Raw genomic sequence first — 23,152 nt, 5'->3', positions numbered from 1 at the left:
GGATCGACAGCCGTTTGGGCTCCGACGCCCGTTTTCGGGTATGCTGCTTTCGGGTACGGTGATCGCCGATTCGGAGACGGTGATCGACGAGGGTGGGGTCGTCGTCTCCGGCTCCCGGATCGAGGCCGTCGGCCCCCGCGCTGAGCTTCGGGATCGCTACCCCGACCACGAGGAGCGCTCGTTCGACCTGCTCGCGCCGGGGATGGTCGGTGCCCACGTCCACTCCGTCCAGAGCCTCGGGCGGGGGATCGCCGACGATTCGGAACTGCTCGAGTGGCTGTTCGACCACGTTCTCCCGATGGAGGCCTCCCTGTCGGCGGCGGAGATGGAGGTCGCGGCGACACTGGGCTACCTCGAGATGGTCGAGAGCGGGACGACGACGGCCATCGATCACCTCTCGGTCAACCACGCCGACCGGGCGTTCGAGGCCGCAGGCGAGGTCGGGATCCGGGGACTGCTCGGGAAGGTGCTGATGGACCGACGGTCGCCGGAGGGTCTGTGCGAGGACACCGACGAGGCCTTGGCGGAGAGCGAGCGGCTCATCGAGGAGTACCACGGCGCGTTCGACGACCGCATCCGGTACGCGGTGACGCCCCGCTTTGCGGTCTCCTGTAGCGAGGAGTGTCTTCGGGGCGCTCGCTCCCTCGCAGACCGGTACGACGGGGTCCGAATCCACACCCACGCGAGCGAGAACCGCCGGGAGATCGAGACCGTCGAGGCCGACACGGGGATGCGAAACGTCCGCTGGCTCGACGAGGTCGGACTCACGGGCGAGGACACGGTCCTCGCACACTGCGTCCACACCGACGAGGCCGAACGCGAGATCCTGGCCGAAACCGGGACTCACGTCACCCACTGCCCGTCCTCGAACATGAAACTCGCGAGCGGGATCGCACCGATCGGCGACTACCGGGAGCGGGGGATCAACGTCGCGCTGGGCAACGACGGGCCGCCGTGTAACAACACCCTCGACCCGTTCACCGAGATGCGCCAGGGGAGCCTCCTCCAGAAGGTAGACCGTCTGGACCCGGTCGCCGCCCCCGCCGAGACGCTGTTCGAGATGGCGACGGTAAACGGCGCTCGTGCGGCGGGGTTCGAGGACGTCGGCGCGCTCCGTGAGGAGTGGCGCGCGGACGTGATCGGGCTCACGACCGACGTGACGCGGGCGACGCCGGTCTACGACCCGCTCTCGCATCTCGTCTTTGCGGCCCACGGCGACGACGTCGTCTTCACGATGGTCGACGGCGAGGTCGTCGTCGAGGACGGCGAGGCCCGGACCGTCGATCCCGAAGCGATCCGCCGACGGGCACGGGAGGTCGCCCGCGGGCTCGACGCGGCCGACGGCCCGGATAGGAGCGACGTTTCCCTCGACGGGTAGTTCTATTACGGTGGCCCGGCTCCACTCGCCATGGAAATCGCACTCCTCGGGGGCACCGGGGACATCGGGAAGGGACTCGCCCTGCGGTGGGCGCTTGACACCGACCACTCGATCGTCGTCGGCTCGCGAGAGCCCGAGAAGGCGGCCGAGCAGGCGGATCGGTACGCGACGCTGCTGGCCGACCGGGGTCGGGACCCGGAGATCACGGGCGTCGGGAACGGGGAGGCGGCCGCGGGCGCGGACGTCGTCGTTCTGAGTGTCCCGCCGGAGTACGCGAGGTCGACGGTCGAGGCTGTCGCCGACCGACTCGAGCCGGGGACGACTCTTGTCAGTCCCGTCGTGCCGATGGACCGCACCGCTGGCGGGTTCCAGTACGACCCGCCGGGAACCGGGTCGATCGCCGAGGCGATCGCGGCGGCGACTCCGGAGGACGTCCCCGTCGTCGGGGCGTTCCAGAACCTCGCTGCGGGCGCGCTCTCGGATCTCGACAACGACCTCACTGCAGACGTCGTCGTCACCGGCGACGACGCAGAGGCCAAGGACCTCGTGCGGGAGTTGGCCGCCGAGATCGAGGGGATCCGCGCGTTAGACGGCGGTCCGCTGGCCGCGACCGCGGTCGTCGAGAGTCTGACGCCGCTGCTGGTCAACCTCGCGGTCAACAACGACGGAATGCACGACCTCGGCGTCCGCTTCCAGTAGCGTCCGTCTCAGTCGGTCGTCGCCACCGCCTCGATCTCGACGCCGACGCCCTTGGGGAGGTTCGCGACCTCGAGGGCGCTTCTGGCGGGCGGTTCCGCCTCGAAGAAGTCGGCGTACGTCTCGTTCATCGCCTCGAAGTCGTCGATGTCGTCGAGGAAGACGGTGACCTTGAGGACGTCGCCCATCCCGCAGCCGGCCTCGGTGAGGACGGACTCGACGTTCGTAAGCGCTTGCTCGGTCTGGTCGGCGATCGGCGCGTCGTCGAGGAGGTCGCCCTCCGGCGTCATCGGGATCTGTCCGGCGGTAAAGACGAGGTCGTCGGTCGCCGTCGCCTGGCTGTAGGCGCCGACCGCGGCGGGCGCGTCGTCGGTGCTGATGATCCGTTTCATGCCCCGTCCATCCCGGGTCGGGCGCTTAAACGCCACGGTGGCGACCGATACGACGCCGATGGCGCAGCTATATAACGGCCCGATCTGATAGCCTCGCCTATGGCAGGCTCGAGCGGCGGGCGGTCCCGGTTGGGGGAGTACTTCGGGTTCGACGAACACGAGACGGACCTTCGGACCGAACTGATCGCGGGCGTGACGACGTTCCTGACGATGTCCTACATCATCGTCGTCAACCCGACGATCCTCGCGGAGGCGATCGCCATCGAGGGCTACTCTCAGGGGGAGATCGAACAGATGATCGCGATCGCGACGATCGTCTCGTCGGTCGCCGCGATCCTCGTGATGGCCCTGTACGCGAACCGCCCGTTCGGGCTGGCGCCGGGGATGGGGCTCAACGCCTACTTCGCGTTCACGGTCGTGATCGTCCTCGGGGTGCCCTGGCAGACGGCGCTCGCCGCGGTCTTCGTCGAGGGGATCCTCTTCATGGTGCTGACGGCGGTCGGCGCGCGCCGGTACGTCATCGAGCTCTTCCCCGAACCCGTCAAGTTCGCCGTCGGCGCCGGGATCGGCCTCTTCTTGCTCCTCCTGGGACTGACGGAGATGAACGTCGTCGCCGCCTCCGAGTCGACGCTCGTGCAGTTGAACGACGTCGCGGCCGACCCCGTCGCCCTCCTCGCGCTGTCTGGGCTGATGCTCACCTTCGTCCTCTACGCCCGCGGCACCACCGGCGCCATCGTCGTCGGCATCCTCACGACGGCGCTCGCGGGCTGGGCGCTCACGTTCGCCGGCGTCGTCGATCGGGGCGTCCTCGCGCCCACCGATATCTCCGGGGCCCAGTACGACATCACGCCCCTGGCGGGCGCCTTCCTCGATGGGTTCTCGGGGATCGAGCCCGCGACCTTCCTCCTGGTCGTCTTCACGTTCTTCTTCGTGGACTTCTTCGACACCGCGGGCACCCTCGTCGGCGTCTCGCAGTTCGGGGGCTTTCTCGACGAGGAGGGGAACCTCCCCGAGATGGAGAAACCCCTGATGGCCGACGCCGTCGGGACGACCGTCGGCGCGATGGTCGGCACCTCGACGGTGACGACCTACATCGAGTCCTCGACGGGGATCGAGGAGGGCGGGCGCACGGGGATGACCGCGCTGACGGTCGCCGCCTGCTTCGCGCTCTCGCTCGCGGCGGTGCCGCTGATCGCCGCGATCCCGAACTACGCCTCCTACCTCGCGCTCGTCGTCGTCGGCATCATCATGCTCCAGGGGGTCCGCGACATCGACTGGGACCACCCCGCCTGGCTCATTTCGGGCGGGCTCACGATCACCGTCATGCCCCTCACGGCCTCGATCGCCGACGGCCTCGCCGCCGGGATCATCACCTACCCGGTCATCAAGGCCGCGACCGGCGAGGCCGACGACGTCCACCCCGGGCAGTGGGCGCTGGCCGCCGCCTTCGTCGTCTACTACTACGTCTCCGCGGGCGGCGTGATCGGCGGAAGCTGACCCGTCCGCGTTCCCATCGGGGGGCGATCCCGGCGTGCGATCACGGTTCCCCGATCTCGACCCCGTCCAGGTCGTCGGCGTAGCCGAGCGTCGCCCGCTCCTCCCAGTGATCCCGGACGCGGACCTCGAGGACGATCCGCCACTCGCCCTCGAAGCCGTCGTACCGGCCGACCCGAACCCGCCTCGCTGCCCGTTCGTCCTCCCGGTCCCACACCGGCCACTTGAGGAGGACGTGGTTCTCCTCGTCGGCGTCGCCGGGTCGCTCGCGCCTCCCGACGGTACCGTCGGCGTCCACACCTACACCCATACCTGGTCTTTCGTGGGACGTGACCTGTATCTTTGCCCGATTTTCAGGCTCGGAACACGCTTCGTGGGATAGAACACGATTCGCCCGGTTAGCCCGACTCGGCCATCTCGTCGTCCTCGTAGGCCTCCTCGTAGCGTTCCATCGCGTCCTCGTGGCCCCGGACCGCCAGTTCGTACGTCTCCTGGAGCTCCTCGATCGGGGACTCGGTCGCGTCCACCCGGAGGTCGTTGTACGCCGGCTCGGTCGCCCCGTCGTCGCCCTCGGTCGTGGCGACGCGGAGGGCGGCGCTCTGGACCGAAAGCTCCTCGCGTTTGTCCCCGCCCTCGGCGTGGCCCGCGGCGAGCGCGTCGATCAGCCGCTCGGCCAAGTGCCGGTCGCCCTCCCGATCGGCCTCGTACGCCTCGGCGGTCGCGTCGACGACGGCCTCGCCGGTCAGGAGGTTCCCCGCGACGGTGTAGTTCTCGCCGACGCGGTGGCCGTACCACGGCTTGCACTCCTCGCCGGAGAAGGCATAGGTCCCCTCGCGGTCGACGCCGTGGAGCTGTCGGTTCTCCCGGCCGTCGTCGGCCGCGAGCAGCGCCTCGAGGGCGTCCTCGACGGCCACCCCGTCGGCGAGGTACTCGAGTCCCCGCCGGCCGAGGTCGACGTTGACCAGGCTCTGGGTCGCCACCGCGCCGTCCTCGCTCGCGAACGGACAGAGCCGGCCGACGCCGGCCAGTCGGGTCGTCACCGCGACGCCGAATCGCAGGTGCTCGTCGCCGTCCTCGACGTACTCCTCGCGGACGCAGATGCTAAAGGTCATACGATCCGGGCGAAGGCGACGTTCTCCCGGACCTGTTCGATCTCGATCTCCACCCGGTCTCCCTCCTCGCCCTCGGGGACGATGACCACGTAGCCGCGCTCGACGCGGGCGATCCCGTCGCCCTGGTCGCCGATCGTCTCGATCTCGACGGTGCGTTGCTCGCCGGTCTCGACGGGCGGACCCGACCGCGGGCGGTCGTCACCCGCCGTCTCGACGGTCGACTCCGCCCGCTCGGGGGTGAACAGCCCGACGCGGTAGACCTTCCCCGGCTCGACGTCGCCGAGTTCGATCTCGTGGGCCGGAACCTCGATCACGTACGAGTCGCCCTTGGCGTCGATTTCGGCAGTATACAGACAACTGAGCTGCTCCGAGATTTCCATGATGGGAACGTGTCACCCACTAACTAATGATGGCGCCTTGAGTCTATCGGTCCCGCCGCCGGCGGTCGCCCCCGGTTACGTCGAGAGCCCGACGGCCTCGATCTGTTCTTGATACCGGTTTCGGATCGTCACTTCGGTCACCTGCGCGACGTCTGCGACCTCGCGCTGGGTCTTCTTCTCGTTACAGAGCAGGGCGGCGGCGTAGATCGCCGCGGCGGCGTACCCCGTCGGGGACTTGCCCGAGAGCAACCCTTCCTCGGCGGTGGTCTCGATGATCTCGTTTGCCTTCGCCTCGACCTCCTCGCTTACCCCCAGTCCCGAACAGAACCGGGGGACGTAGTCGGTCGGATCGACCGGCTTCATCTCGAGGGAGAGCTCCTGGGCGACGTAGCGATACGTTCGGCCGATCTCCTTCTGTTCGACCCGGGAGACGTCTGCGACCTCGTCCAAACTTCGCGGAATCCCCTCCTGGCGACAGGCGGCGTACAGACAGCTGGTCGCGACGCCCTCGATCGAGCGCCCGCGGATCAGGTCCTCCGAGAGCGCGCGCCGGTAGATCACGCTCGCGACCTCCCGGACCGATCGGGGGACGCCCAGTGCCGACGCCATCCGGTCGATCTCGCTGAGCGCGAACTGGAGGTTGCGCTCGCCCGCGTCCTTCGTCCGGATGCGTTCCTGCCACTTTCGCAAGCGGTTCATCTGGGAGCGTTTCTCCGAGGAGATCGACCGGCCGTAGGCGTCCTTGTCCTTCCAGTCGATGGTGGTCGTCAGCCCCTTGTCGTGCATCGTCTGGGTCGTCGGCGCGCCCACGCGGGACTTGTTGTCGCGCTCGGTCGCGTTGAACGCGCGCCACTCGGGGCCCCGGTCGATGTTTCGCTCCTCGACGACCAGCCCGCAGTCCTCACAGACGAGTTCGCCCTGGTCCCCGCTGGTGACGAGGTCGGTCGAGCCACACTCCTCGCAGGTCCGTTCGTCCGTGTCCTCCGCCTTCGTCGTGGTTCCTTCCGAGTCACGTTCGCGTTGGCGGGTGGGACGTTCCATGATAGGAGTGGTATCGGTCAGAGGGACTTAAGACCTCCTACCGCTGACCGGACAGGTTTCCCGAAAACGGGGGGTGTTTCGTGAGCCCGCCGGAGCCGACGCGTCCCGAATCCTCCCCGCTTGCGGGAGTAGGCCGCGGTTATACGCCGTCGCTTCCGGCCAGCCTCTCGTTAACTATTCGCCGATTCCGCGGACGACAACCATGGCGAACGGACTGTCACGTCGAGCGGTACTGAGTGCGTGCGGCGGCACACTGGCCGGAGTGGTCGGCTCCCTCGAGGGGAGCGACGTCGCGAGCGGCCGGGGACACGCCGCGCCGGCGACCGCCGAACTCCCGCCCGGCGGCTCCGGCGGCGACGGCTGGCAGGACAGAGTCGACGGCGGGCCCGCCGAGCAGGCGACCGCCCCGTCGTCGGGATCGGGCCCGGCGGAGTCCGGAACGGAGGCGTCCGGTTCGGGAGGGTCGGGAGAGCCCGACTGGAACGACGCCGACGGCTCCCGACGATCCGCCCGACCCGAAAACGGGGCGGTGGTGATCGTCTACGACGACGGACCGATCGAGGACTACACGCAGGCGCTCCCGGCCCACCGCGAGTTCGACGTCCCCGCCGTCTCCGGAGTCGTCACCGAGTGGATCGGCCGCGAGGACCACCTCGGCACCGACTGGATGACCCTCTCCCAGCTCGAGGAACTCGCCGACGCCGGCTGGGAGATCGCCTCCCACACGACCGACCACACCGCGGTCGGCACGGCCGCGCTCAGGGCCGACGCGGCCCCCGGCGACGCGCGGCTCTACCCCGACCACGTCCGCCACGGCTTCCACGGCGGGCTGACGGTCGAGGTCGCCGACGGCGACCGGATCGTCCGCGAGAGCGTCGCCGGCCACGGCTCCGACGGCGACGGAGCGTACGTCGAACTCGAGGGGACCCTCGGCGAGGCGTTCCCGGCCGGAAGCGCCCTCAGATACCCCCCCGAGCAGGTGCGAATGACCGTTGCGGAATCGAAGGGCGAACTCGAGGCCCTCGGGTTCGACGTCGAGACCTTCCTGGCACCTTACGACGTGTTCGACGACTACTCGCGGCCCTTCGTCGCCGAGCGCTACGGCGGCGTCGTCAACGCCCGTCCGGGGTCGCCGATCAACGACCCCGAGGGGTTCGATCCCCTCCGGACCCGCCGGGACTACTTCATCGAGTACACCACGCCCGAGGCCGTCAGGGGACGGCTCGACGAGGTCGCCGACCGGGGCGCCCTCGGCGTGATCGGCGCCCACACGTTCAAACCCGAGGTCACCACCGAACGGATCCGGGAGACGCTGGGCTGGATCGACGAGCGCGACATCGAGGTGCTCACCATGCGAGAGGCCTGCGAGACGTACGCCGACGGCCGGTGATCGGCGGAGCGGCCACCGCGTCTCTCTCGCCAGCCCGGATCACGTCCTCGACGCGGCGTCCTCGATCCACGGGGGTGGAGACAGGTCGGCGACCGAGTCGACCCGGTAGGTCGGATCCTGGCCCCGGGCGTCGGGATCCGCAGACACCCAGACGGAGTCGAGGCCGGCGGCGGCCGCGCCGGCGACGTCGGTCTCGAGGGAGTCGCCGACGTGGACCGCGGTCGCAGACGCCGCGCCGAGGGCACCGAGCGCGCGCTCGAACGGCCGCGGGTCCGGCTTCGGCGGCGTCTCCGCGCCCGCGACGACGACCGCGTCGATCCAGCGTTCGAGGCCGACGGCCTCCATCTTCGTCCGCTGGGCGTCCCGCGCGCCGTTGGTGACGACGCCCAGCCGGTGCTCCCGGCCCAGTTCCTCGAGCACGCGGGCGGCTCCCGGCAGTAGTTCGACGTTCGACTGGTCGCGCTCGTCGGCGAACGCCGCCGCGACCTCGCGTCCGAGGCGCTTCGGGTGGCCGTTGTCGGCGGCCAGCGCCGCGAAGCAGGCCGACCGGAGTTCGGCCATCGAGCCCGAGCGCTCGGCGAACTCGTCGTAGCGCGCGTAGTACTCCTCGACGGCGAAGAGGGGCTCGACACCGACGCTCTCGAAGGCCGCCTCGAGGACCGTTCCGGGCGAGCGCTCGTACCGGAGGAGCGTTCGGTCGAGGTCGAACGTGACCGCCTCGATTCCGCCCGTTCTCTCGACTCCCATCTCGATGTCGTCGGTTCGTCCGTCGACGGCCATCAAGCTACCGGGGGCTACTCGAGGGTCGCGATCAGCAGGAACGTCTCGGGCCGGACGGCCTCGTGGCGGACGGCGAACCCGGTCTCGTCGAGCGCGCTCGCGGCCTCGTCGGCGCCGTACCGTTCCTCTACGGGCGGGCCGTACTCGCCGGTACCGCTTGCCGCCCAGTCGGCGACGACGAGGCGGCCGTCGGGGGCGAGGACCCGCCGGATCTCCGCGAGCGCCGCGTCGCCGGCGAACTCGTGGTAGGTCATCGTCGAGAACGCGGCGTCGACGGCGCCGTTCGCGAGGGGCAGGTCGCCCACGTCGCTCGTGACGAGCGAGACGTTCTCGGGGACGCCCTTCTCCCGGTAGTAGTCGTGCATCGCCGCCTGAACGTCGACCGTGTGGACCGTGTCGACGTGTGGGGCAACGTCGTCGGTGAAGAAGCCGGTCCCGCTGCCGAGGTCGGCGACGACGTCCTCCGGTGTGGGCGAGAGCGCCCACAGCAGTTCCTCGGCCGAGAGAAAGCGGTATCGCCGTCCGGCATCCTCCAGTCTGTCCGCCCTCGAGACGTCGAACGTGTGGTGGCCCACCGTTACAGCTCCTCGAACGCCGCGTCGACGAGTTCGCCGGTCTCGGCGACGATGTCGGCCATCTCCTCGTCGTCGGGCGCCATCCCGACCAGCCGCGCGATCCGCATGATCGAGACGTGGTAGACGCGCTGTCGGCCGGGTTCTTCCTCCCAGACGACGACGTTACACGGGAACAGCGCGCCGAGTTGACCGTCGCTGGCGTCGAGGGCGCGGTCGGCGACGGCGGGATTGCACGCGCCGAGGACGTAGTAGGGGTCGCGGTCGGCATCGACTTTCTCGTTGAGCAGGTCCGAGGGAGAGAACTCGACGGGAACGCCGAAGCCGGCGTCGGTGAACACCTCGCGGACGTGTTCGATCGCCTCCTCGTGGCCCATGGAGAGGACGGCCTCCTTCTCGCCGATGTCCTCGGGATCCAGCCGTGCGGGGTCGATTGGGAGCGTCATTCGTGGACAGTTGTGGGTGCGTCACGAAAACCTCTTCCGGATCCGCCGCTCCTCTCCGGTGGAGGGCTACCGTCGATCACGGCCGAGCGAGGGCCGGACCACGGGTCCCCGACCGAGGCTACGGCCAGTCGGGATCGACGCCGGCCAGGGTCGCACACGTCGACCAGAGCCGAGCCCGGAGTTCGGGGTCACCCACCCGCGGATCGGGTTCCGTCCGTTCGGTCCCGTGGAAGTAGGCGCCCGTCACGTCCTCGACTGCCGTACTGTCGCTCAGGTGAACGATCCCCTCCGCGCCCTCGGCGACGCTCGTCGCGACGAACGGGAGCACGCGGGCGGCGGTGACGACCACTCGGAACAGCGGACCGACGTGGCGGTAGAGTCCGCTTCCGGGCACGAATCCGGGGTGGAAGGCGTTGACGGAGACGCCGACGTCCCCGAAGCGGTCGGCGAGTTCGACCGCAAAGAGGAGGTTGGCGAGCTTCGACCGTGCGTAGGCGTCGAGAGCGTCGTAGTCGCCGGTACAGTCGATCCCCTCCTCGAGATCGAGGTCGCCCCGCGAGTGGACGGCCGAGGAGGTGACGACCACGCGGGCGGGCGCCGACGCCCGCAGGAGGCTGGCCAGCTCGTGGGCGAGCAGGTAAGGCGCGAGCTGGTTGACCGCGAAGGTCTCCTCGACGCCGTCCCACGCGAGCCGACACTCCTCCCGAGCGAGGGCAGCGTTGAGAACGAGCGTGTCGAGCCGATCGGTTCGGTCGCGGACGGTCGCTGCGAGGTCGCGGACGGCGGCGGGCGAGGCGAGGTCCGCCCGGAGGAACTCGGCCTCTCCGGCGGCCGCCCGGATGCGGTCGGCAACCGACTCGCCACGGCGCCGGTCGCGGCCGTGGACGTAGACCTTCCAGCCGCGGGCCCCGAGTTCGACCGCAGCGGCGGCCCCGATCCCGTCGGTCGAACCGGTGAGGAGGGCGGTCGGCGTCCTCTCTACCGTCCGGCCGAGGCCGGTGTCGTCCGCCGATCCCATGGCTCGAGCGAGCGCCTCGCTCGTCATATCTCTTTCTCCGGGCCCCGACCGGTTCGTTTCCCGGCGGTGAGGCCGTTTTTCTCGCCCCGCTCGGTGCGTTTCGTGGACGCGTCGCTCGATCGTCGTTTGAGTAGTGCCCGGGGAGGGCTCCGAACCCTCGATCTCCGCATGTCCCAGGTTCGAGGCTCGGCGGTCCTCGAGGGACACGGGGCGGCAACCGCACCGAATCTCTGAACCCTATGAGTGCGGCGCTATGTCCAGCTAAGCCACCCGGGCTCGGTTTCGGGTAGTGCGGTCGCTTTCTTTAAGCTTTGTATTCGCCCGCGGGGTGAAACGGAGCGACACCCGCTCGTGGCTGCCATCGAACCGATCACTCCCGGCCGAGGACCTTCCGGAGACAGGTCGGGCCGAACGGTCCGAGTTCGTCGGTCTCGAGGTCGACGAAGTGGCCCGTCGAGAGGCCCGCGCCACAGCGTCGACACTCGAACTCGCCCTCCCTGCGGACGACCTGGCTCCCGAAATCGACGCGCCGGCGGCTCCCTGGACGGATGATTCCGTCCTCGCGCTCGACGAGCCCCCGGAGTTCGGCCTCGTCCAGGATCGTCCGCGTCACCGTCGGATCGTTCGTCACGCTCTCGAGCCGGTCGACGGCCTCGGGAAGCGGGAGGCACTCGTCCTCTGCGTGCGCGAGGAGTGCGAGCCCCAGTTCGACGCGGTCGTCGGTCGCCATCGTTCGGGGGTGGCGTTCACGGGGAGATAAACGTTGTCTCCCGCTACCGGAAGGGGTCGCTGCAGTCGATTACGACCCCGTGGTTCGGACAGACGTACTTGCAGTGGCGTGCGTACATCGCTCGCCCGCAGTGGGGACACGCCGGCGGGCTGCCCGTCCGATCCGTGCTTCCTCTCGTATCGCCGTCCGCACCCCGATCACTACTCCCGTCGGTCATACCCGGTTTTTCGTCGGGAGCATGCTAAGGGATGCGGGTCGGGGGCGACGGCGCTACCGGACGTCGGTCGCGATTCCGGGGAGCCGTCCCCTCGAGGCGGCTTCGGTGACCGCGTGGACGAGCGCCGTCGCCGGCTCGTAGGCGACGTAGTCGTCCGCGGGCTTGAACGCGGCGACCTTCCAGAAGCCCGGCGCTCGAAAGGTCAACTCGCATCGACCCGTCCGGTCGGTGACCGCCGTGTCAGTATGGCTGACGACCCTGACGCCCTCGACGGGTTTGTGCCAGTCTCTGACCCGGAACGCGACCGGATCGCCGACGACGACCTCGCCTGCGGTCTCGAGGACGAGCGGGCGACGATCGATCATGCGACTAGTTGGCGCCCGACGAGCAAAAACCCGTCACCCGAACTCGAAAGCCGTTACCCCGTCAGCACTCGCTCCAGCCACACGACTCGCAGGTCTTACAGCCTTCCGAGAAGTAAAGTGTCATCGAGCCACACTCGGGACACTCGGGGCTCTCGCCGGCGTCGATGAGGTCCTGGGTCGCGTCTCCGGCTTCGTGCTCCTCGGACCCGGGAGCGTCGGGTGCAGCGGTGTCGGTCACTGCGCCGCCGTCGGTCTCGGGTCCCTCGATCCCGTCCGGTGCCACCTCGTCGGCGCCTGCCGACTCCTCTAGGGTCTGCTGGGTGGGGTAGGTTTTGTCGAGTTCGCCGTCGAGATACCGCCGGAGGGCGGTCCCGAAGGCGTCGGGGATCGACTGGATCTGCTCGCCCTTGTCCCAGGCGACCTTCGGCGACCGAATCCCCTCTAACTTGTCTACGATCTCGTAGGGATCGACGCCCGAGCGGAGCGCGACCGAGATCGTCTTCGCCAGCGCCTCCGTAAAGGAGCCGGTGAAGCCGCCGCTGTTGCCCGTGTTCGCGAACAGCTCGAACGGCTGGCCGGTCTCGGGGTCCTCGTTGATCGTGATGTAGACCTTGCCGTAGCCGGTCTCGATGCGCTGGCTGACCCCTCGGAGGGTGTCGGGGCGCGCCCGCTTTTCTGCGTACTCGACGTCCTCGCCGATCAGCGCCTCGGCGGATACGTCGGCGAGCTCGCGGACGTCCTCGCTCTCGAGGAACGTCTCTATGTCGCCGAAGACCTCCTCGATCTGGGTAACGATCGCTTCGGCGGCCTCGCCCTCGTCGGCGAAGTCGGCGTTGTCCGCCCGGGTCGTCAGCACCTGTTTGGTCCGCGTGCCGTCGCGGTAGTAGGTGACTCCCTTCCCGCCGTGGTCGTAGACCCACTCGAAGACGTCCTTTGCGTCCTCCAGACTGGAGTCGTTGGGCGCGTTGACGGTCTTCGAGATCGCGCTATCGACGCCCTCCTGGCAGGCACACTGGACCGCGGCGTGTTGTTTCGCGGTGAGGTCTCCCGTGATGACGAACAGTTCGCCGATGGCGTCCGGCACGGTCTGGAGGCCTTCGACGCCGTCGAACTCGTTGGTGCTCATCTGTTCTTGGGCCTCCTCTTTGACGCTCTCGATGTCGATGCCGTTCTCCTCGAGTACTCTGAGGAAATAGTCGTCGAACTCCACGAGCATCTCGTCGCCCTGGACGTCGTCGGTGACGTTCTTGTAGTAGGCGACGTTGTAGATGGGCTCACAGCCGCCGGTGGTGTTGCCGACCATCGAGGTCGTTCCGGTGGGGGCGATGGTCGTCACGTTGTGGTTCCGGATCGGGAAGCCCTCGGCCCAGTCGTCGGCGTCCTCGCCGGTCTGGCGCTCGAACCACTCGCGGTACTCCGTGGGGTTCGCGTATTTCGACTCGCCCCAGTCGGCGAAGGAACCACGCTCCTCGGCGAGTTCGTGGCTCTTTGCCTTCGCGCCGTGGTTGATGTGGGTCATCAGCTGGCGGGCGACCTCGTTGCCCTCGTCGCTGCCGTACTCGATGCCTAGCTGGATGTAAAGTTGGGCGAGACCCATGATCCCCAGCCCGATCTTGCGCATGTCCCGGACGGTCTCTTCGATCTCCTCGACCGGGAAATCGGACATGGTGACGACGTTCTCCAGGAAGCGCGTTCCATAGGAGATGCGCTCGTCGAACTCCGCCCAGTCGATGGCCTCCGAGAGGAAGGCCTCGATCGCGGCCTCGTGGCTGTCGTACTCGTCGCCGTGTTCGGCCTGCCAGACCCGCCAGTCGGGCGACTCCGTTGCCGCGAGCGTCGAGAGGTTGATGTGGCCGAGGTTGCAGGCCTCGTACTCCTCCAGGGGCTGCTCGCCGCAGGGGTTCGTCGCCAGAATCCGGTGATCCGGCTCCGCCTCGACGTCGAAGGAGTGTTCCTCGTTGACCCGCTCTAAGTAGATCACGCCCGGTTCGCCGTTCTCGTGGGCGCCCGAAACGATGCGCTCCCAGACGAGTTCGGCGGGGACCGAGAGGGGTTCGCCGACCTCGACGTGCTCGCCGAGGTCGTAGCGCTCGTACATCTCCTTGGTTTCGGCGGTCGCGACGTGGGGCTCCTCGGTACGGGGGTTGGTGAACGTGTACTCCTCGCCGTTCCGAAGGGCCTCCATGAAGCCGTCGGTGACCCCCACGGAGATGTTGAAGTTCGAGAGGTGGCCCTCGACGGCGTTCCGGAGGTGTTTGGGGACCTTCCCGTCGTCGTCGATCAGTTCGCGGGCCTCCTCCAGAGCCTCCCCGAACGTCGTGTAGGTGTAGTCGTCGGGGTCGTTGAGCCGCAGCGAGTGGGCAAGCGAGACGTCCTTGTTCTTGGCGTGGATGAACTCGATGACGTCGGGGTGGGAGACCCGCATGATCCCCATCTGGGCGCCCCGGCGGGTGCCCCCCTGGGCGATGGTCTCACAGAGCTGGTCGTACGTCCGCATGAACGTGATCGGGCCCGACGCGATGCCGCCCGTCGAGCCGACGCTGTCGCCGTAGGGGCGAAGCTGCCAGAAGCCGTAACCGACGCCGCCGCCCGACTGGAACACCTCGGCGGCCTTCTTTGCGGTCTCGTGGATGTCCGCTAAGTCGTCGTCGGGGCTCATCACGAAACACGCCGAGAGCTGCTGGAGCTCGTCGCCCGCGTTCATCAGCGTCGGCGAGTTCGGCATAAAGGAGAGGTGCTCCATGCCATCGACGAACGTGTCGGCGACGCCCTCGACGTGTTCCCGTACCTCCGCGGGGAGTTCGGGAACGATCGTCTCGTAGGCGAATTTGTTGACGTTCTCCTCGGTGAGCGCCGTCTCGACGTCCGTGTCCTCGGCGGTGACGCCCTCACCGAAGACCTCCTCGGCCAACTCGTCCCGGCGCGGATGGTCGGGTTTGAGCTGGTCGGGCGTGACGCTGACTTCGACGCCCTGGCGATCCGCCTCGTAGACGGCTTCGGCGAGCGCGACGTTGCGCCCGACGCGGGTGAACAGTTCCTCCTGGCTCTCGACGAGTTCACCGTCGCTGTCCTTCCGGAGGTAGCGCGCGGGCAGGACGTTGTGGTAGGCGTTGTCGGTCATCCGCTCTTCCAGCGTGTCCCCCTCGGTGCGTTTCACCGGCAGGGTGAGTTCGCCCGCGCCGGGGTCGGCGTCGTTCATTCGTCGTCTCTCCGTCCGACAACCGTTGTTCGTCGGACTATGCTTCCCTTGGTGTGATGGTTCGTTCGGCTCATTTGTGACGAGGGTTCCATCCGATGGGAGCCAGATAACTTTTACTTTCTCTATTCAAAGTCAGTTTGATTTAGTCACGACTGGTCGGTGACGTCCCATCGGGTTCGATGATCCCGGTTTTCCCGTGGGGTACTATTCCGGCGGGTCTCATAATATCTTACCTTTCGCGGTGAAAGTGTAGTAGGTACGTATTGGCCGCCAACACACCTGTGGTTCACGGTTCCCGTCGTAACCTGACTGTCACGGGGACGAAAGTGAACCCCACCGGCCATCCGCGAACGGGTCCGACCTACCCCTCGAGCCCGGCGAGGAAGTTCTCGATCACGTCGTGGCCGACCGCCGTGAGCACGCTCTCGGGGTGAAACTGGACGCATTCGAGTGGGTACTCGCGGTGGCGCACGCCCATCACGAGTTCGGTGCCGTCGTGGTCGGCCGTCGCCGTCACCGTAAAGCACTCCGGCACCGCGGTCGCGATCAGCGAGTGGTACCGGCCCGCGCGAAAGCCCTGCTCGAGTCCCGCGAAGACCCCTTCGCCGTCGTGGTCGACCGCGGAGGCCTTCCCGTGAATCGGTTCGGGCGCCCGTCCGACGGCACCACCGTACTCGTAGACCGCGGCCTCCAAGCCGAGACAGACCCCGAGCGTCGGCACCTCCGGACTCACTTCCCGCAGGACCTCCATCGTGAGGCCGACGTCCCGGTCGTTCTTCGGGTGGCCCGGACCCGGACTGATGACGACGGCGTCGGGATCGATTTCCCGAACCGCTTCCAGCGACCCGGTGTTCTTCAGCACTTCCGTCTCGGCGTAGGCGCTGACGTACTCCACCAGGTTGTACGTAAACGAGTCGAAGTTGTCGACGAAGAGGACGGTCCGACGATCCTCGCCGCCGGCGTCGCCTCCCGCCACGTCCTCGAGTTCGTGGGGCGCGGCGCTCATCTTCCCACCTCGGGTTCGGCTTCGGTCTCCCGGTCGGACCCCGCGGGTTCGAACTCCGTCTCGGACCCGCCCTCGCCGTCCTCGATCCGTTCTATGGCCGCGAGCGTCCCGCCCATCTTCTGTTCGGTCTCTTCGTACTCGGCCTCGGGGTCGCTGTCGGCGACCAGGCCCGCGCCCGCGCGGACGGTGATCCGGTCCTCGCTTTCCCCCTCCGGGCCGGCGACCGCTCCGCGTTCGACCGTCGCCGTCCGGATCACGATGGCGAAGTCGGCGTCGCCGGTCCAGGAGTAGTAGCCGACGCCGCCGCCGTACAGTCCACGAGGTTCGCTTTCGAGGTCGTCGATGATCTCCATCGCACGCACCTTCGGGGCCCCCGAGAGCGTGCCCGCGGGGAAGGCCGCCCGGGTCGCGTCGAATGCGTCGGCATCCGCCGCAAGGGTCCCCGTGACGGTCGATTCGATGTGCTGGACGTGGCTATATTTGAGGACGTTCATGAACTCCTCGACGCGGACCGACCCCGCCTCCCCGACGCGGCGGACGTCGTTTCGGGCCAGATCGACCAGCATCGTGTGTTCGGCACGTTCCTTCGCGTCGGCGAGCATCTCGCCGGCCAGCCGGCGGTCCTCGACGGGGCTGGCGCCCCGATCACAGGTGCCCGCGATCGGGTTCGAGACGACCGTCTCCCCCCGGACCGAGACGAGCGTCTCGGGACTGGCGCCGACGACCGCGAGGTCGTCGTGCTCGAGGAGATACATGTACGGCGAGGGATTGACCTCCCGGAGCGCCCGGTAGAACCCCAGGGTGTCGACGTCGCCGTACAACTCTCGAGTCCGGGAGATCACCCCCTGGTAGATGTCGCCGTCGAGGACGTGTTCTTTCGCCCGGCGGACGCTCTCCTCGTAGGCCTCTCGAGGGCCCGCCCGTTCTCCCGACCGGGCGAATCCGCCCGTCTCGGGTTCGGCGGCGTCGGCGAGTACCCCCGCTACCCGTTCGGCCTCCCGTTCGAGGTCGTCGTAGACGCTCTCGGGGTCCGATTTCGGGGTGAGGATGGGCGTGAAGACGAGCGAGACGGTGCCCGCGCGCTCGTCGAACGCCAGCGTTCGGGTGGTGAGGACGAACTGGGCGTCCGGGAAGCGCGAGTCTGGACGCTCTTTGCCGACCTCGGAGAGCCAGAGGTCGTAGACCGCATCGTAGGCCAGGAAGCCGACCAGCCCACCCTCGAGATGCTGGCGGTCGTCGCCGGCCGGGAAGTTCGCTCGCCGGACGTCGGGGAGGGTCGCCCGCAGGGAGTCGACGACGTCGCCCTCCCCGTCCCCCAGGATCCCGACCGGCGCGTCCTCGTTCAGAGCCTCGACCTCGGTTCCCTCGGGACCGACCGTGATCACGGCCTCGGGGTCGTAGCCGACGTACGAAAAGCGAGCGTGGCGGTCGGGCGAGGCCGCGTTCGGCCGGAACGCGCCGTCGGGGTCGCTCGAGGCCGTCTTCTCGGCGCTCTCTAAGAGGAAGGCGTACTCCGAGGGCTCCTCGCCGCCCCCGTCGCGGCCGGTCAGGGCGGCGTACGCTGCCAGAGGGGTCGTCTCGCTCGCGAGGTCGGCGACGACCCGGACGACGGCGGGGCGCTCGCCGTCCGCGTGGTCGAGAAACGTCGCCCGGTCGAGATCCAGGGCAGGAGTCATCGCTGACCCTCCCCGGGGGCGCCCTCCGCGCCGGTCGCGCGCTCGACGAACGCCTCGACGGCGGCGGGGTCCTTGCGTCCCGGCTCGCTCTCGACGCCGCTGGCGACGTCGACGGCGAACGGCTCGACCGTTCGAACCGCGTCCGTGACGTTGTGGGGCGTGAGCCCGCCCGCGAGCACGACAGGGGCCTCCAGACCCGCGGTCGCCGCCCGCGTGCGCTCCCAGTCGTGGGTCTCGCCGGTGCCGCCGGCGCCCTCCTCGTCGGTCGAGTCGACGATCAGGGCGTCGACTCGCCCCTCGTAGCGCCCGATTCCCTCGAGGTCGTCCGTGCCCACCGAAAGCAGGAGGTCGGCGCCCGCCGCCCGGATCGCCTCGCAGGCGGCGGGGTCGGGCCGGCCGTGAATCTGGATCGCGTCGGGGCCGATCCGCTCGACGAGATCGATCGCGTCCTCCGGATCGTCGGTCATCGTCACGAGAGTCGCAGCTACGAACGGAGGGACGTCCGCGAGGAGGTCCGCCGCCAGTTCGGGGTCGATCTCGCGGGGCGTGTCTACGGGAACCTCCGTGATGACGCCGACCGCGTCGGCGCCGGCCCGGACCGCGCCCGCGACGTCCTCCGGGTGGGTGAGCCCGCAGATCTTCACCCGGGTCCGCGTGCCCTCCCCGTTCATGTGTCGGCTCCCAGTCGGTCGAGGACGGCTCCCGCCCCGCCGGAGTCGATCGCCTCGCGGGCGGCCTCGACGCCCTCCCGGAGGCTCCCCGCTTCGCCGGCGACGTAGATCGCCGCGCCCGCGTTCGCGAGGATCACGTCTCGTTTGGCGCCCCCGAGTTCGCCCGTGACGATCCCCTCCAAGTCGGCGGCGTTCTCTTCGGGAGTGCCTCCGCCGATCGCCTCGATCAGGTGGGTCTCGAGACCGAGATCCGCCGGCTCGACGGTGTACTCCTCGACGTCCTCGCCGTCGAGTTCGGCGACGCTACTCTCGCCGTGGATCGCGATCTCGTCGGTGCCCGAGCCGTGGACGACCAGGGCTCGCTCCACGTCCATCCGCGCGAGCGCCCGGGCGAGCACGGGGACGAGGTCGGGGTCGTAGACGCCGACGACCTGGGCGTCGGCGCCCGCGGGATTCGTGAGGGGGCCGAGCAGGTTGAAGATCGTCCGCATCCCCAGCTCGCGGCGGGGACCGATGACGGCCTTCATCGCGGGGTGGAAGGCGGGCGCGTGCATGTAGCCGATCCCGCGCTCCTCGATGGCGCGCTCGACCGACTCGGGATCGGCCTCGAGATCGACGCCGAGTTCCTCGAGAACGTCCGAACTACCCGACGAGGACGACACCGAGTAGTTGCCGTGTTTGGCGACCGGGACGCCCGCGCCCGCGACGACGATGGCGCTCGTCGTCGAGACGTTGATCGTGTCGTGGTCGTCGCCGCCGGTGCCACAGGTATCGACCAGGGGCTCGCGGTCGGGGTCGATCGTCCGGGCGGCCTCGCGCATCCCCTCGGCGAAGCCGGCGATCTCGGCCTCGGTCTCGCCTTTCGCCCGCAGCGCAGCGAGCAGGGCACCGATCTGTGACTCGGTCGCGCCCTCGAAGACCGCCCGGGAGGCGGCCCGAGCCTCCGTCTGTGTGAGGTCGTTGCCGTCGGTGACGTGTTTGACGTGATCCTGCATAGTGGGACACCAATGTACGTTGTTGTCTTGTAGTGCCCAAATAAGTACATCGTATTAAGCGTGTCGTACCGCGGGGCCGCCTCGCGGGCGTCCGATTCGAAACCTTCAATTACGGCGGCGGCGAATCGAGGGATGCGAAGAACGATACCGGGCGGCGGGTTGGTGGTCTAGTCCGGTTATGACACCTCCTTGACATGGAGGAGATCGGCAGTTCAATTCTGCCCCAACCCACTGATTTTGCGCCGAACGACTCGTGAGGCGCAAATCCGTTACGTTTGGGCGAATTGAACCAGGGAGTGAAGCGGAGCGAAACGACCGTGGTTCGATTCTGCCCCAACCGGTTTCCGGGCGATGACTCGAGGCTCACGGAAGCCGCCGATTCCGGGACGGTGACGCGTTCAGACCAGGAAGATAACCGACGTCACGTAGGCGCCGAACGTCGCGAACGCGGGGATGGTGTGCTGGAGGGCGACGACGCGTGCGGTCGTCCCCGGGTCGAAGTCGATCTCCGCGTCGTCCTCGCCCGGGTTCGGGCCGCTTCCGTCGGTCCGGTGGCCGCCGCCGATCATCGAGGCGACGTCCGACCCGTTTCGAAGCGAGCGCCCGAACCCGATGCCGGCGATCGAGAGCGTCGCGATGATGACGAAGCTCGCGGGGATGCCGAGCATCGAAAGGATCACCACGAGGAGCGCACTGACGGGCGCGACGACGACCGCCGCCGGCAGGGGGAGTTCGGTGATCTCGTTGCCGAGCGTCTCCAGGGTCCGGCGGGCGATCGTCAGCGCCCCGGCGGCGACGGCGATCGAACCGAGGACGATCCCGGGGTTGATCTCGACGGAGCCGCTGCCGACCAGCGGCGCGATCACGTTCGCGATGTTCGACGACCCCGAGGAGAAGGCCATCAGACAGCCGACTCCGAGGACGATCCCCCCGCCGACGAGTTCGTCGCTGTGGCTCGCCGAGAGCCGGATCGAGGGGACGGTCCCCGACCGGTCGACCGTGAGGAGGTGGCCGTCGGCCTCGTGGACGTCCATCCACTCCTCGACGCGGGGGTAGTAGTAGCGGCCGATCGCCACGGCGACGCCGAAGCCCACGAGCGGGGCGACGACCCACCAGACGACGATCTCGCCGAGCACCGTCCAGTCGAGGTCGCCGGAGGCCATCCCGAGGCCGGCGATGGCCCCGACGGTCGTCATCGACGTCGAGGCGGGGACCTCGAAGCGGTTGCCGACGAACAGCGCGAGGCCGATAAAGCCGAGGACGACGACGCTGGCCCGGACGGTGAACACGTCCGCGCCCCCGACCAGGCTGTTCCCGAGCGTATCGACCACGCGACGGCCGATCGTCCAGGCGCCGACCCCGAAAAACGCCGCCATCAGCCCACCCGCGAGCCCCTTCGAGACGAGCGAGGCCCCGACGGCTGGCCCGAAGGCGGGTGCCGTCGTCGCGCCGCCGATGTTGAACCCGACGAAGGCGGCCGCGAGGAGGGCGATCGCGAGCAGGAGGAGTTCGCTCATTGATTGCTTTCGATAGCGGGTGCAAATAAGGGTTCGTACCTGCAAGAGCCGGCTACGCCGTCGCGTTGGTCGCCCGATCCGAGAGGACGACGTTGACGACGGCACCGAGCGTGATCAGGATGCCGGCGAAGTAGAGCCAGGTGACGAGGACGAGGACCGCGCCGACGGCGCCGTAGGCCTCGTACTGGCCGGCGTTGGCGGCGTAGATCTGGAACCCGACCTGGAGGACGACCCAGCCGACCGCCGCGAGTGCAGCACCGGGGAGGGCCTCGCGGACGGTGACCGGGACCGGGGGGAGCCGGTAGTAGATCGGAAGGAAGGCGAAGAAGAGCCCGACGAGTAAGACGGCCCAGCTCAGCAGGCCGGCGAAGGGGATCCGTACGAAACCAATGGCGACACCCAGCGCGATCATGAGCGCGAGCGCGGCGGCGACCGCGAGGACGGCGATGAGGCCGTCTACGACCTGTTCGACGATCGAGTCGTCGGCCGCGCTCGCATAGACGGTGTCGAACGCCGTGCTCAACCCCCGGAACACCTTGATCGCACCCCAGGCGGCGACCGCGAGCGCGACGACGGTTGCCTCCGCCCGGCCGGACTCGGTGGTCAGGACGTCGGTCAGGAGTTCGTCGCCGGCCGCGGGCATGAGGTCGCCTGCCGACGTGACCAGCCGTTCGGCCAGGTCCTCGCCGCCGACGATCGAGCCGGCGACGATCGCGAGGATGACCAGCGGAATGAGCGAGACGAACGCGTAGTAGGCGAAGCCGGCGGCCAGAAAGGTGATGTCGCGGTCCTGTGCCGTCGCGTAGATCGACGTCAGCGTCTCCCTCATGCCGACGCCTACGCCCCCCCTCGTGATGAGTGTTGGACCTGCATCCCCCCGATGGCCCACGGTGGGCAGTCCTTACCGTACGGTACAGAAGTTGTGTGTCGCGTACACTTCGCCCTCCGCCGAGAGGTAGACGCCGACGCCGCCCCGGTCCCAGCGATCGGAGAGGATCGCCTCGCGGTGGGGTGGGGAGTTCATCCACTGTTCAACGAGGCCCTCCGCGAGCTCCTCGGGCGAGCGATAGCGGACGACGCCACCCTCTGGCTCGCGGACGCGCCGGTCGGCGACGGTCATCGCGATGTTCTCGCCGTAGGCCCGACAGTAGTCGCCGACCTCGCCGAAGCGGTCGAACGGGCTCTCGCCGTCGGGGTTCTCGTGGGCGAAGTACTCGCGCTCATGCATGTCGGCGCTGTGGGCCCGCGAGACCGAGGCGATCGTCCCGTCCCACTTGAGGGGCTCCAGATCGTGTTCGGCCCGGCGGTCGTTGACAGCGTGGTGGACGAAGTCCTCGACGTCCGCGGAGTCGAAGGTGGCCTGGGTGCCCTCGTAGGCCGAGGCGTTCGGGTCGCCGGGGTCGGTCGTCTCCGGGTTGCGCTCGCCCGCGGGCGGCGGATCGGCGGTGCTGATCGGGTTGGCGTAGGCGTCGAGTTCCGCGACCAGCGTCGGGCCGGCGAGGATCGCGAGGGCGGCGGCCCCGATCAGTGCACAGAGGACGAGCAGCGAGAGGAGGGTTCGGAGGAGGCCGAGGACGCCGAGCAGACCTCGATCGGGGGCGTCGGCCGTCGGTCGGCGAGGACGGTCCATTCGTTCCCAGTTGGTGCCCGTCGAATAAGTCAGTCGTGGTCCGCTTCGTCTCCCGCGACCGAAAACAGCGTCTCGTGAAAGCCGAGCACCAGCCCGGGAACGACGGCCATGAAGAGGTGTTCTTCCAGGGGGATGCCGGCGATCTCGACCCCCGTCCGGAGGTCGATGCTGAAGACGCCGACGGCCAGGGTGTACCGGTCCCAGACGTAGGCGATCGGGTACAGCGCGCCGATCGTGACGGCGGCCCGCCCGAGCGCCCCCGCCCGACGGAGGAGCGAGAAGGCGACGGCTCCCCAGAAGAGTTCGGTGGCGAGGTAGGTGTACCGGCCGAGAACGCTGATGTCGGGTCGCATGGTCGGCGTTCGTTCCGGGGACGAAAAAGCGTGTGCGTCGCGGGTGTGGGGGCGAACGGGGGTCGGCCCGTCCGGGGTCGGCCGGCGGCGTGGC

General features: G+C 68.7%; 25 protein-coding genes and 2 tRNA genes. 5 read left to right on the top strand and 22 right to left on the bottom strand.

Features of this window, described 5'->3' with window-relative positions; translation table 11 throughout:
* Positions 1–40 precede the first annotated feature (40 nt).
* Both DVH23_RS10365 and npdG read left to right on the top strand, forming a co-directional pair.
* Complete coding sequence (locus DVH23_RS10365) at positions 41–1,378, top strand: 5'-deoxyadenosine deaminase (RefSeq protein WP_114577359.1); 1,338 nt, start codon at positions 41–43, stop codon at positions 1,376–1,378.
* Between the two features lie 30 nt (positions 1,379–1,408).
* Complete coding sequence (npdG, locus tag DVH23_RS10360; protein ID WP_114577358.1) at positions 1,409–2,077, top strand: NADPH-dependent F420 reductase; 669 nt, start codon at positions 1,409–1,411, stop codon at positions 2,075–2,077.
* Between the two features lie 8 nt (positions 2,078–2,085).
* Here npdG and DVH23_RS10355 read toward each other — a convergent pair whose 3' ends face one another.
* Positions 2,086–2,466 carry a Rid family detoxifying hydrolase gene (locus DVH23_RS10355; RefSeq protein WP_114577357.1) on the bottom strand — a complete coding sequence of 127 codons (381 nt, stop codon included), beginning with the start codon at positions 2,464–2,466 and terminating at the stop codon, positions 2,086–2,088.
* Between the two features lie 99 nt (positions 2,467–2,565).
* Here DVH23_RS10355 and DVH23_RS10350 point away from each other — a divergent pair, with 99 nt between their 5' ends.
* Positions 2,566–3,963 carry an NCS2 family permease gene (locus DVH23_RS10350; protein WP_114577356.1) on the top strand — a complete coding sequence of 466 codons (1,398 nt, stop codon included), beginning with the start codon at positions 2,566–2,568 and terminating at the stop codon, positions 3,961–3,963.
* A 40-nt stretch (positions 3,964–4,003) separates the two neighbouring features.
* On the opposite strand, the gene DVH23_RS10345 is transcribed toward DVH23_RS10350, so the two are convergent.
* The 4 genes from DVH23_RS10345 to DVH23_RS10330 form a co-directional block, all read right to left on the bottom strand.
* On the bottom strand, positions 4,004–4,270 hold the full coding sequence (locus DVH23_RS10345) for a hypothetical protein (RefSeq protein WP_157972385.1): 267 nt from the start codon (positions 4,268–4,270) through the stop codon (positions 4,004–4,006).
* 88 nt (positions 4,271–4,358) lie between these two features.
* A complete protein-coding gene (locus DVH23_RS10340) occupies positions 4,359–5,072 on the bottom strand; it encodes a DUF1028 domain-containing protein (RefSeq protein ID WP_114577354.1) in 714 nt (237 codons plus the stop codon).
* Positions 5,069–5,452, bottom strand: a complete 384-nt coding sequence (locus DVH23_RS10335) for a TRAM domain-containing protein (protein ID WP_114577353.1) — start codon at positions 5,450–5,452, stop codon at positions 5,069–5,071. The genes DVH23_RS10340 and DVH23_RS10335 overlap by 4 nt, the downstream gene beginning before the upstream one ends.
* Positions 5,453–5,527: 75 nt before the next feature.
* A complete protein-coding gene (locus tag DVH23_RS10330; RefSeq protein ID WP_114577352.1) occupies positions 5,528–6,493 on the bottom strand; it encodes a transcription initiation factor IIB family protein in 966 nt (321 codons plus the stop codon).
* 262 nt (positions 6,494–6,755) lie between these two features.
* On the opposite strand from DVH23_RS10330, the gene DVH23_RS10325 reads away from it, so the two are divergent.
* On the top strand, positions 6,756–7,883 hold the full coding sequence (locus DVH23_RS10325) for a polysaccharide deacetylase family protein (protein ID WP_232833742.1): 1,128 nt from the start codon (positions 6,756–6,758) through the stop codon (positions 7,881–7,883).
* Positions 7,884–7,922: 39 nt separating this feature from the next.
* Here the strand turns inward: DVH23_RS10325 and DVH23_RS10320 are convergent, their stop codons facing one another.
* The 13 genes from DVH23_RS10320 to trpD form a co-directional block, all read right to left on the bottom strand.
* Positions 7,923–8,630: an HAD family hydrolase gene (locus tag DVH23_RS10320; protein ID WP_114577481.1), complete on the bottom strand. Its 708-nt coding sequence runs from the start codon at positions 8,628–8,630 to the stop codon at positions 7,923–7,925.
* A gap of 47 nt (positions 8,631–8,677) precedes the next feature.
* Positions 8,678–9,238 carry a class I SAM-dependent methyltransferase gene (locus DVH23_RS10315; RefSeq protein ID WP_114577350.1) on the bottom strand — a complete coding sequence of 187 codons (561 nt, stop codon included), beginning with the start codon at positions 9,236–9,238 and terminating at the stop codon, positions 8,678–8,680.
* Positions 9,239–9,240: 2 nt separating this feature from the next.
* Positions 9,241–9,681 (bottom strand): DUF302 domain-containing protein, encoded by a 441-nt coding sequence (locus tag DVH23_RS10310; RefSeq protein WP_114577349.1) that lies wholly within the window; start codon positions 9,679–9,681, stop codon positions 9,241–9,243.
* Positions 9,682–9,799: 118 nt separating this feature from the next.
* Positions 9,800–10,726 carry an SDR family NAD(P)-dependent oxidoreductase gene (locus DVH23_RS10305; RefSeq protein ID WP_232833741.1) on the bottom strand — a complete coding sequence of 309 codons (927 nt, stop codon included), beginning with the start codon at positions 10,724–10,726 and terminating at the stop codon, positions 9,800–9,802.
* 107 nt (positions 10,727–10,833) lie between these two features.
* Positions 10,834–10,975: transfer RNA gene (locus DVH23_RS23545), tRNA-Met, on the bottom strand.
* Between the two features lie 94 nt (positions 10,976–11,069).
* On the bottom strand, positions 11,070–11,429 hold the full coding sequence (locus DVH23_RS10300; protein WP_114577348.1) for a DUF5830 family protein: 360 nt from the start codon (positions 11,427–11,429) through the stop codon (positions 11,070–11,072).
* 43 nt (positions 11,430–11,472) lie between these two features.
* The gene (locus tag DVH23_RS24235) at positions 11,473–11,646 is read right to left on the bottom strand and encodes an HVO_2523 family zinc finger protein (protein ID WP_198667905.1); all 174 of its coding nucleotides are present in this window, start codon (positions 11,644–11,646) and stop codon (positions 11,473–11,475) included.
* Positions 11,647–11,699: 53 nt separating this feature from the next.
* The gene (locus DVH23_RS10295; RefSeq protein ID WP_114577347.1) at positions 11,700–12,011 is read right to left on the bottom strand and encodes a carboxypeptidase regulatory-like domain-containing protein; all 312 of its coding nucleotides are present in this window, start codon (positions 12,009–12,011) and stop codon (positions 11,700–11,702) included.
* A 61-nt stretch (positions 12,012–12,072) separates the two neighbouring features.
* Positions 12,073–15,210, bottom strand: coding sequence for an adenosylcobalamin-dependent ribonucleoside-diphosphate reductase (locus DVH23_RS10290; protein WP_114577346.1), 3,138 nt, complete (start codon positions 15,208–15,210; stop codon positions 12,073–12,075).
* A gap of 361 nt (positions 15,211–15,571) precedes the next feature.
* Positions 15,572–16,216 (bottom strand): anthranilate synthase component II, encoded by a 645-nt coding sequence (trpG, locus tag DVH23_RS10285; protein WP_114577345.1) that lies wholly within the window; start codon positions 16,214–16,216, stop codon positions 15,572–15,574.
* The gene (gene trpE, locus DVH23_RS10280; protein WP_114577344.1) at positions 16,213–17,892 is read right to left on the bottom strand and encodes an anthranilate synthase component I; all 1,680 of its coding nucleotides are present in this window, start codon (positions 17,890–17,892) and stop codon (positions 16,213–16,215) included. Before trpE ends, trpG begins: the two co-directional genes overlap by 4 nt.
* On the bottom strand, positions 17,889–18,563 hold the full coding sequence (locus DVH23_RS10275) for a phosphoribosylanthranilate isomerase (protein ID WP_114577343.1): 675 nt from the start codon (positions 18,561–18,563) through the stop codon (positions 17,889–17,891). The genes trpE and DVH23_RS10275 overlap by 4 nt, the downstream gene beginning before the upstream one ends.
* Positions 18,560–19,558 carry an anthranilate phosphoribosyltransferase gene (gene trpD / locus DVH23_RS10270; protein WP_114577342.1) on the bottom strand — a complete coding sequence of 333 codons (999 nt, stop codon included), beginning with the start codon at positions 19,556–19,558 and terminating at the stop codon, positions 18,560–18,562. The genes DVH23_RS10275 and trpD overlap by 4 nt, the downstream gene beginning before the upstream one ends.
* A gap of 156 nt (positions 19,559–19,714) precedes the next feature.
* On the opposite strand from trpD, the gene DVH23_RS10265 reads away from it, so the two are divergent.
* Positions 19,715–19,789: transfer RNA gene (locus DVH23_RS10265), tRNA-Val, on the top strand.
* A gap of 167 nt (positions 19,790–19,956) precedes the next feature.
* Here the strand turns inward: DVH23_RS10265 and DVH23_RS10260 are convergent.
* From DVH23_RS10260 to DVH23_RS10245, 4 genes are all read right to left on the bottom strand, one after another.
* Positions 19,957–21,075: an inorganic phosphate transporter gene (locus tag DVH23_RS10260; RefSeq protein WP_114577341.1), complete on the bottom strand. Its 1,119-nt coding sequence runs from the start codon at positions 21,073–21,075 to the stop codon at positions 19,957–19,959.
* A gap of 52 nt (positions 21,076–21,127) precedes the next feature.
* Positions 21,128–21,904, bottom strand: coding sequence for a YihY/virulence factor BrkB family protein (locus DVH23_RS10255; protein ID WP_114577340.1), 777 nt, complete (start codon positions 21,902–21,904; stop codon positions 21,128–21,130).
* Positions 21,905–21,976: 72 nt separating this feature from the next.
* Positions 21,977–22,705 (bottom strand): CAP domain-containing protein, encoded by a 729-nt coding sequence (locus tag DVH23_RS10250; RefSeq protein WP_114577339.1) that lies wholly within the window; start codon positions 22,703–22,705, stop codon positions 21,977–21,979.
* Between the two features lie 29 nt (positions 22,706–22,734).
* Positions 22,735–23,058, bottom strand: coding sequence for a lycopene cyclase domain-containing protein (locus DVH23_RS10245; RefSeq protein WP_114577338.1), 324 nt, complete (start codon positions 23,056–23,058; stop codon positions 22,735–22,737).
* Positions 23,059–23,152 lie beyond the last annotated feature (94 nt).

Origin of the sequence: Saliphagus sp. LR7 (assembly GCF_003344565.1) — an archaeon.
In the GTDB taxonomy this organism is placed as follows: domain Archaea; phylum Halobacteriota; class Halobacteria; order Halobacteriales; family Natrialbaceae; genus Saliphagus; species Saliphagus infecundisoli.
Note: the sequence above shows the minus strand (reverse complement) of the source record. Positions and strands in the feature narration are given on the sequence as shown.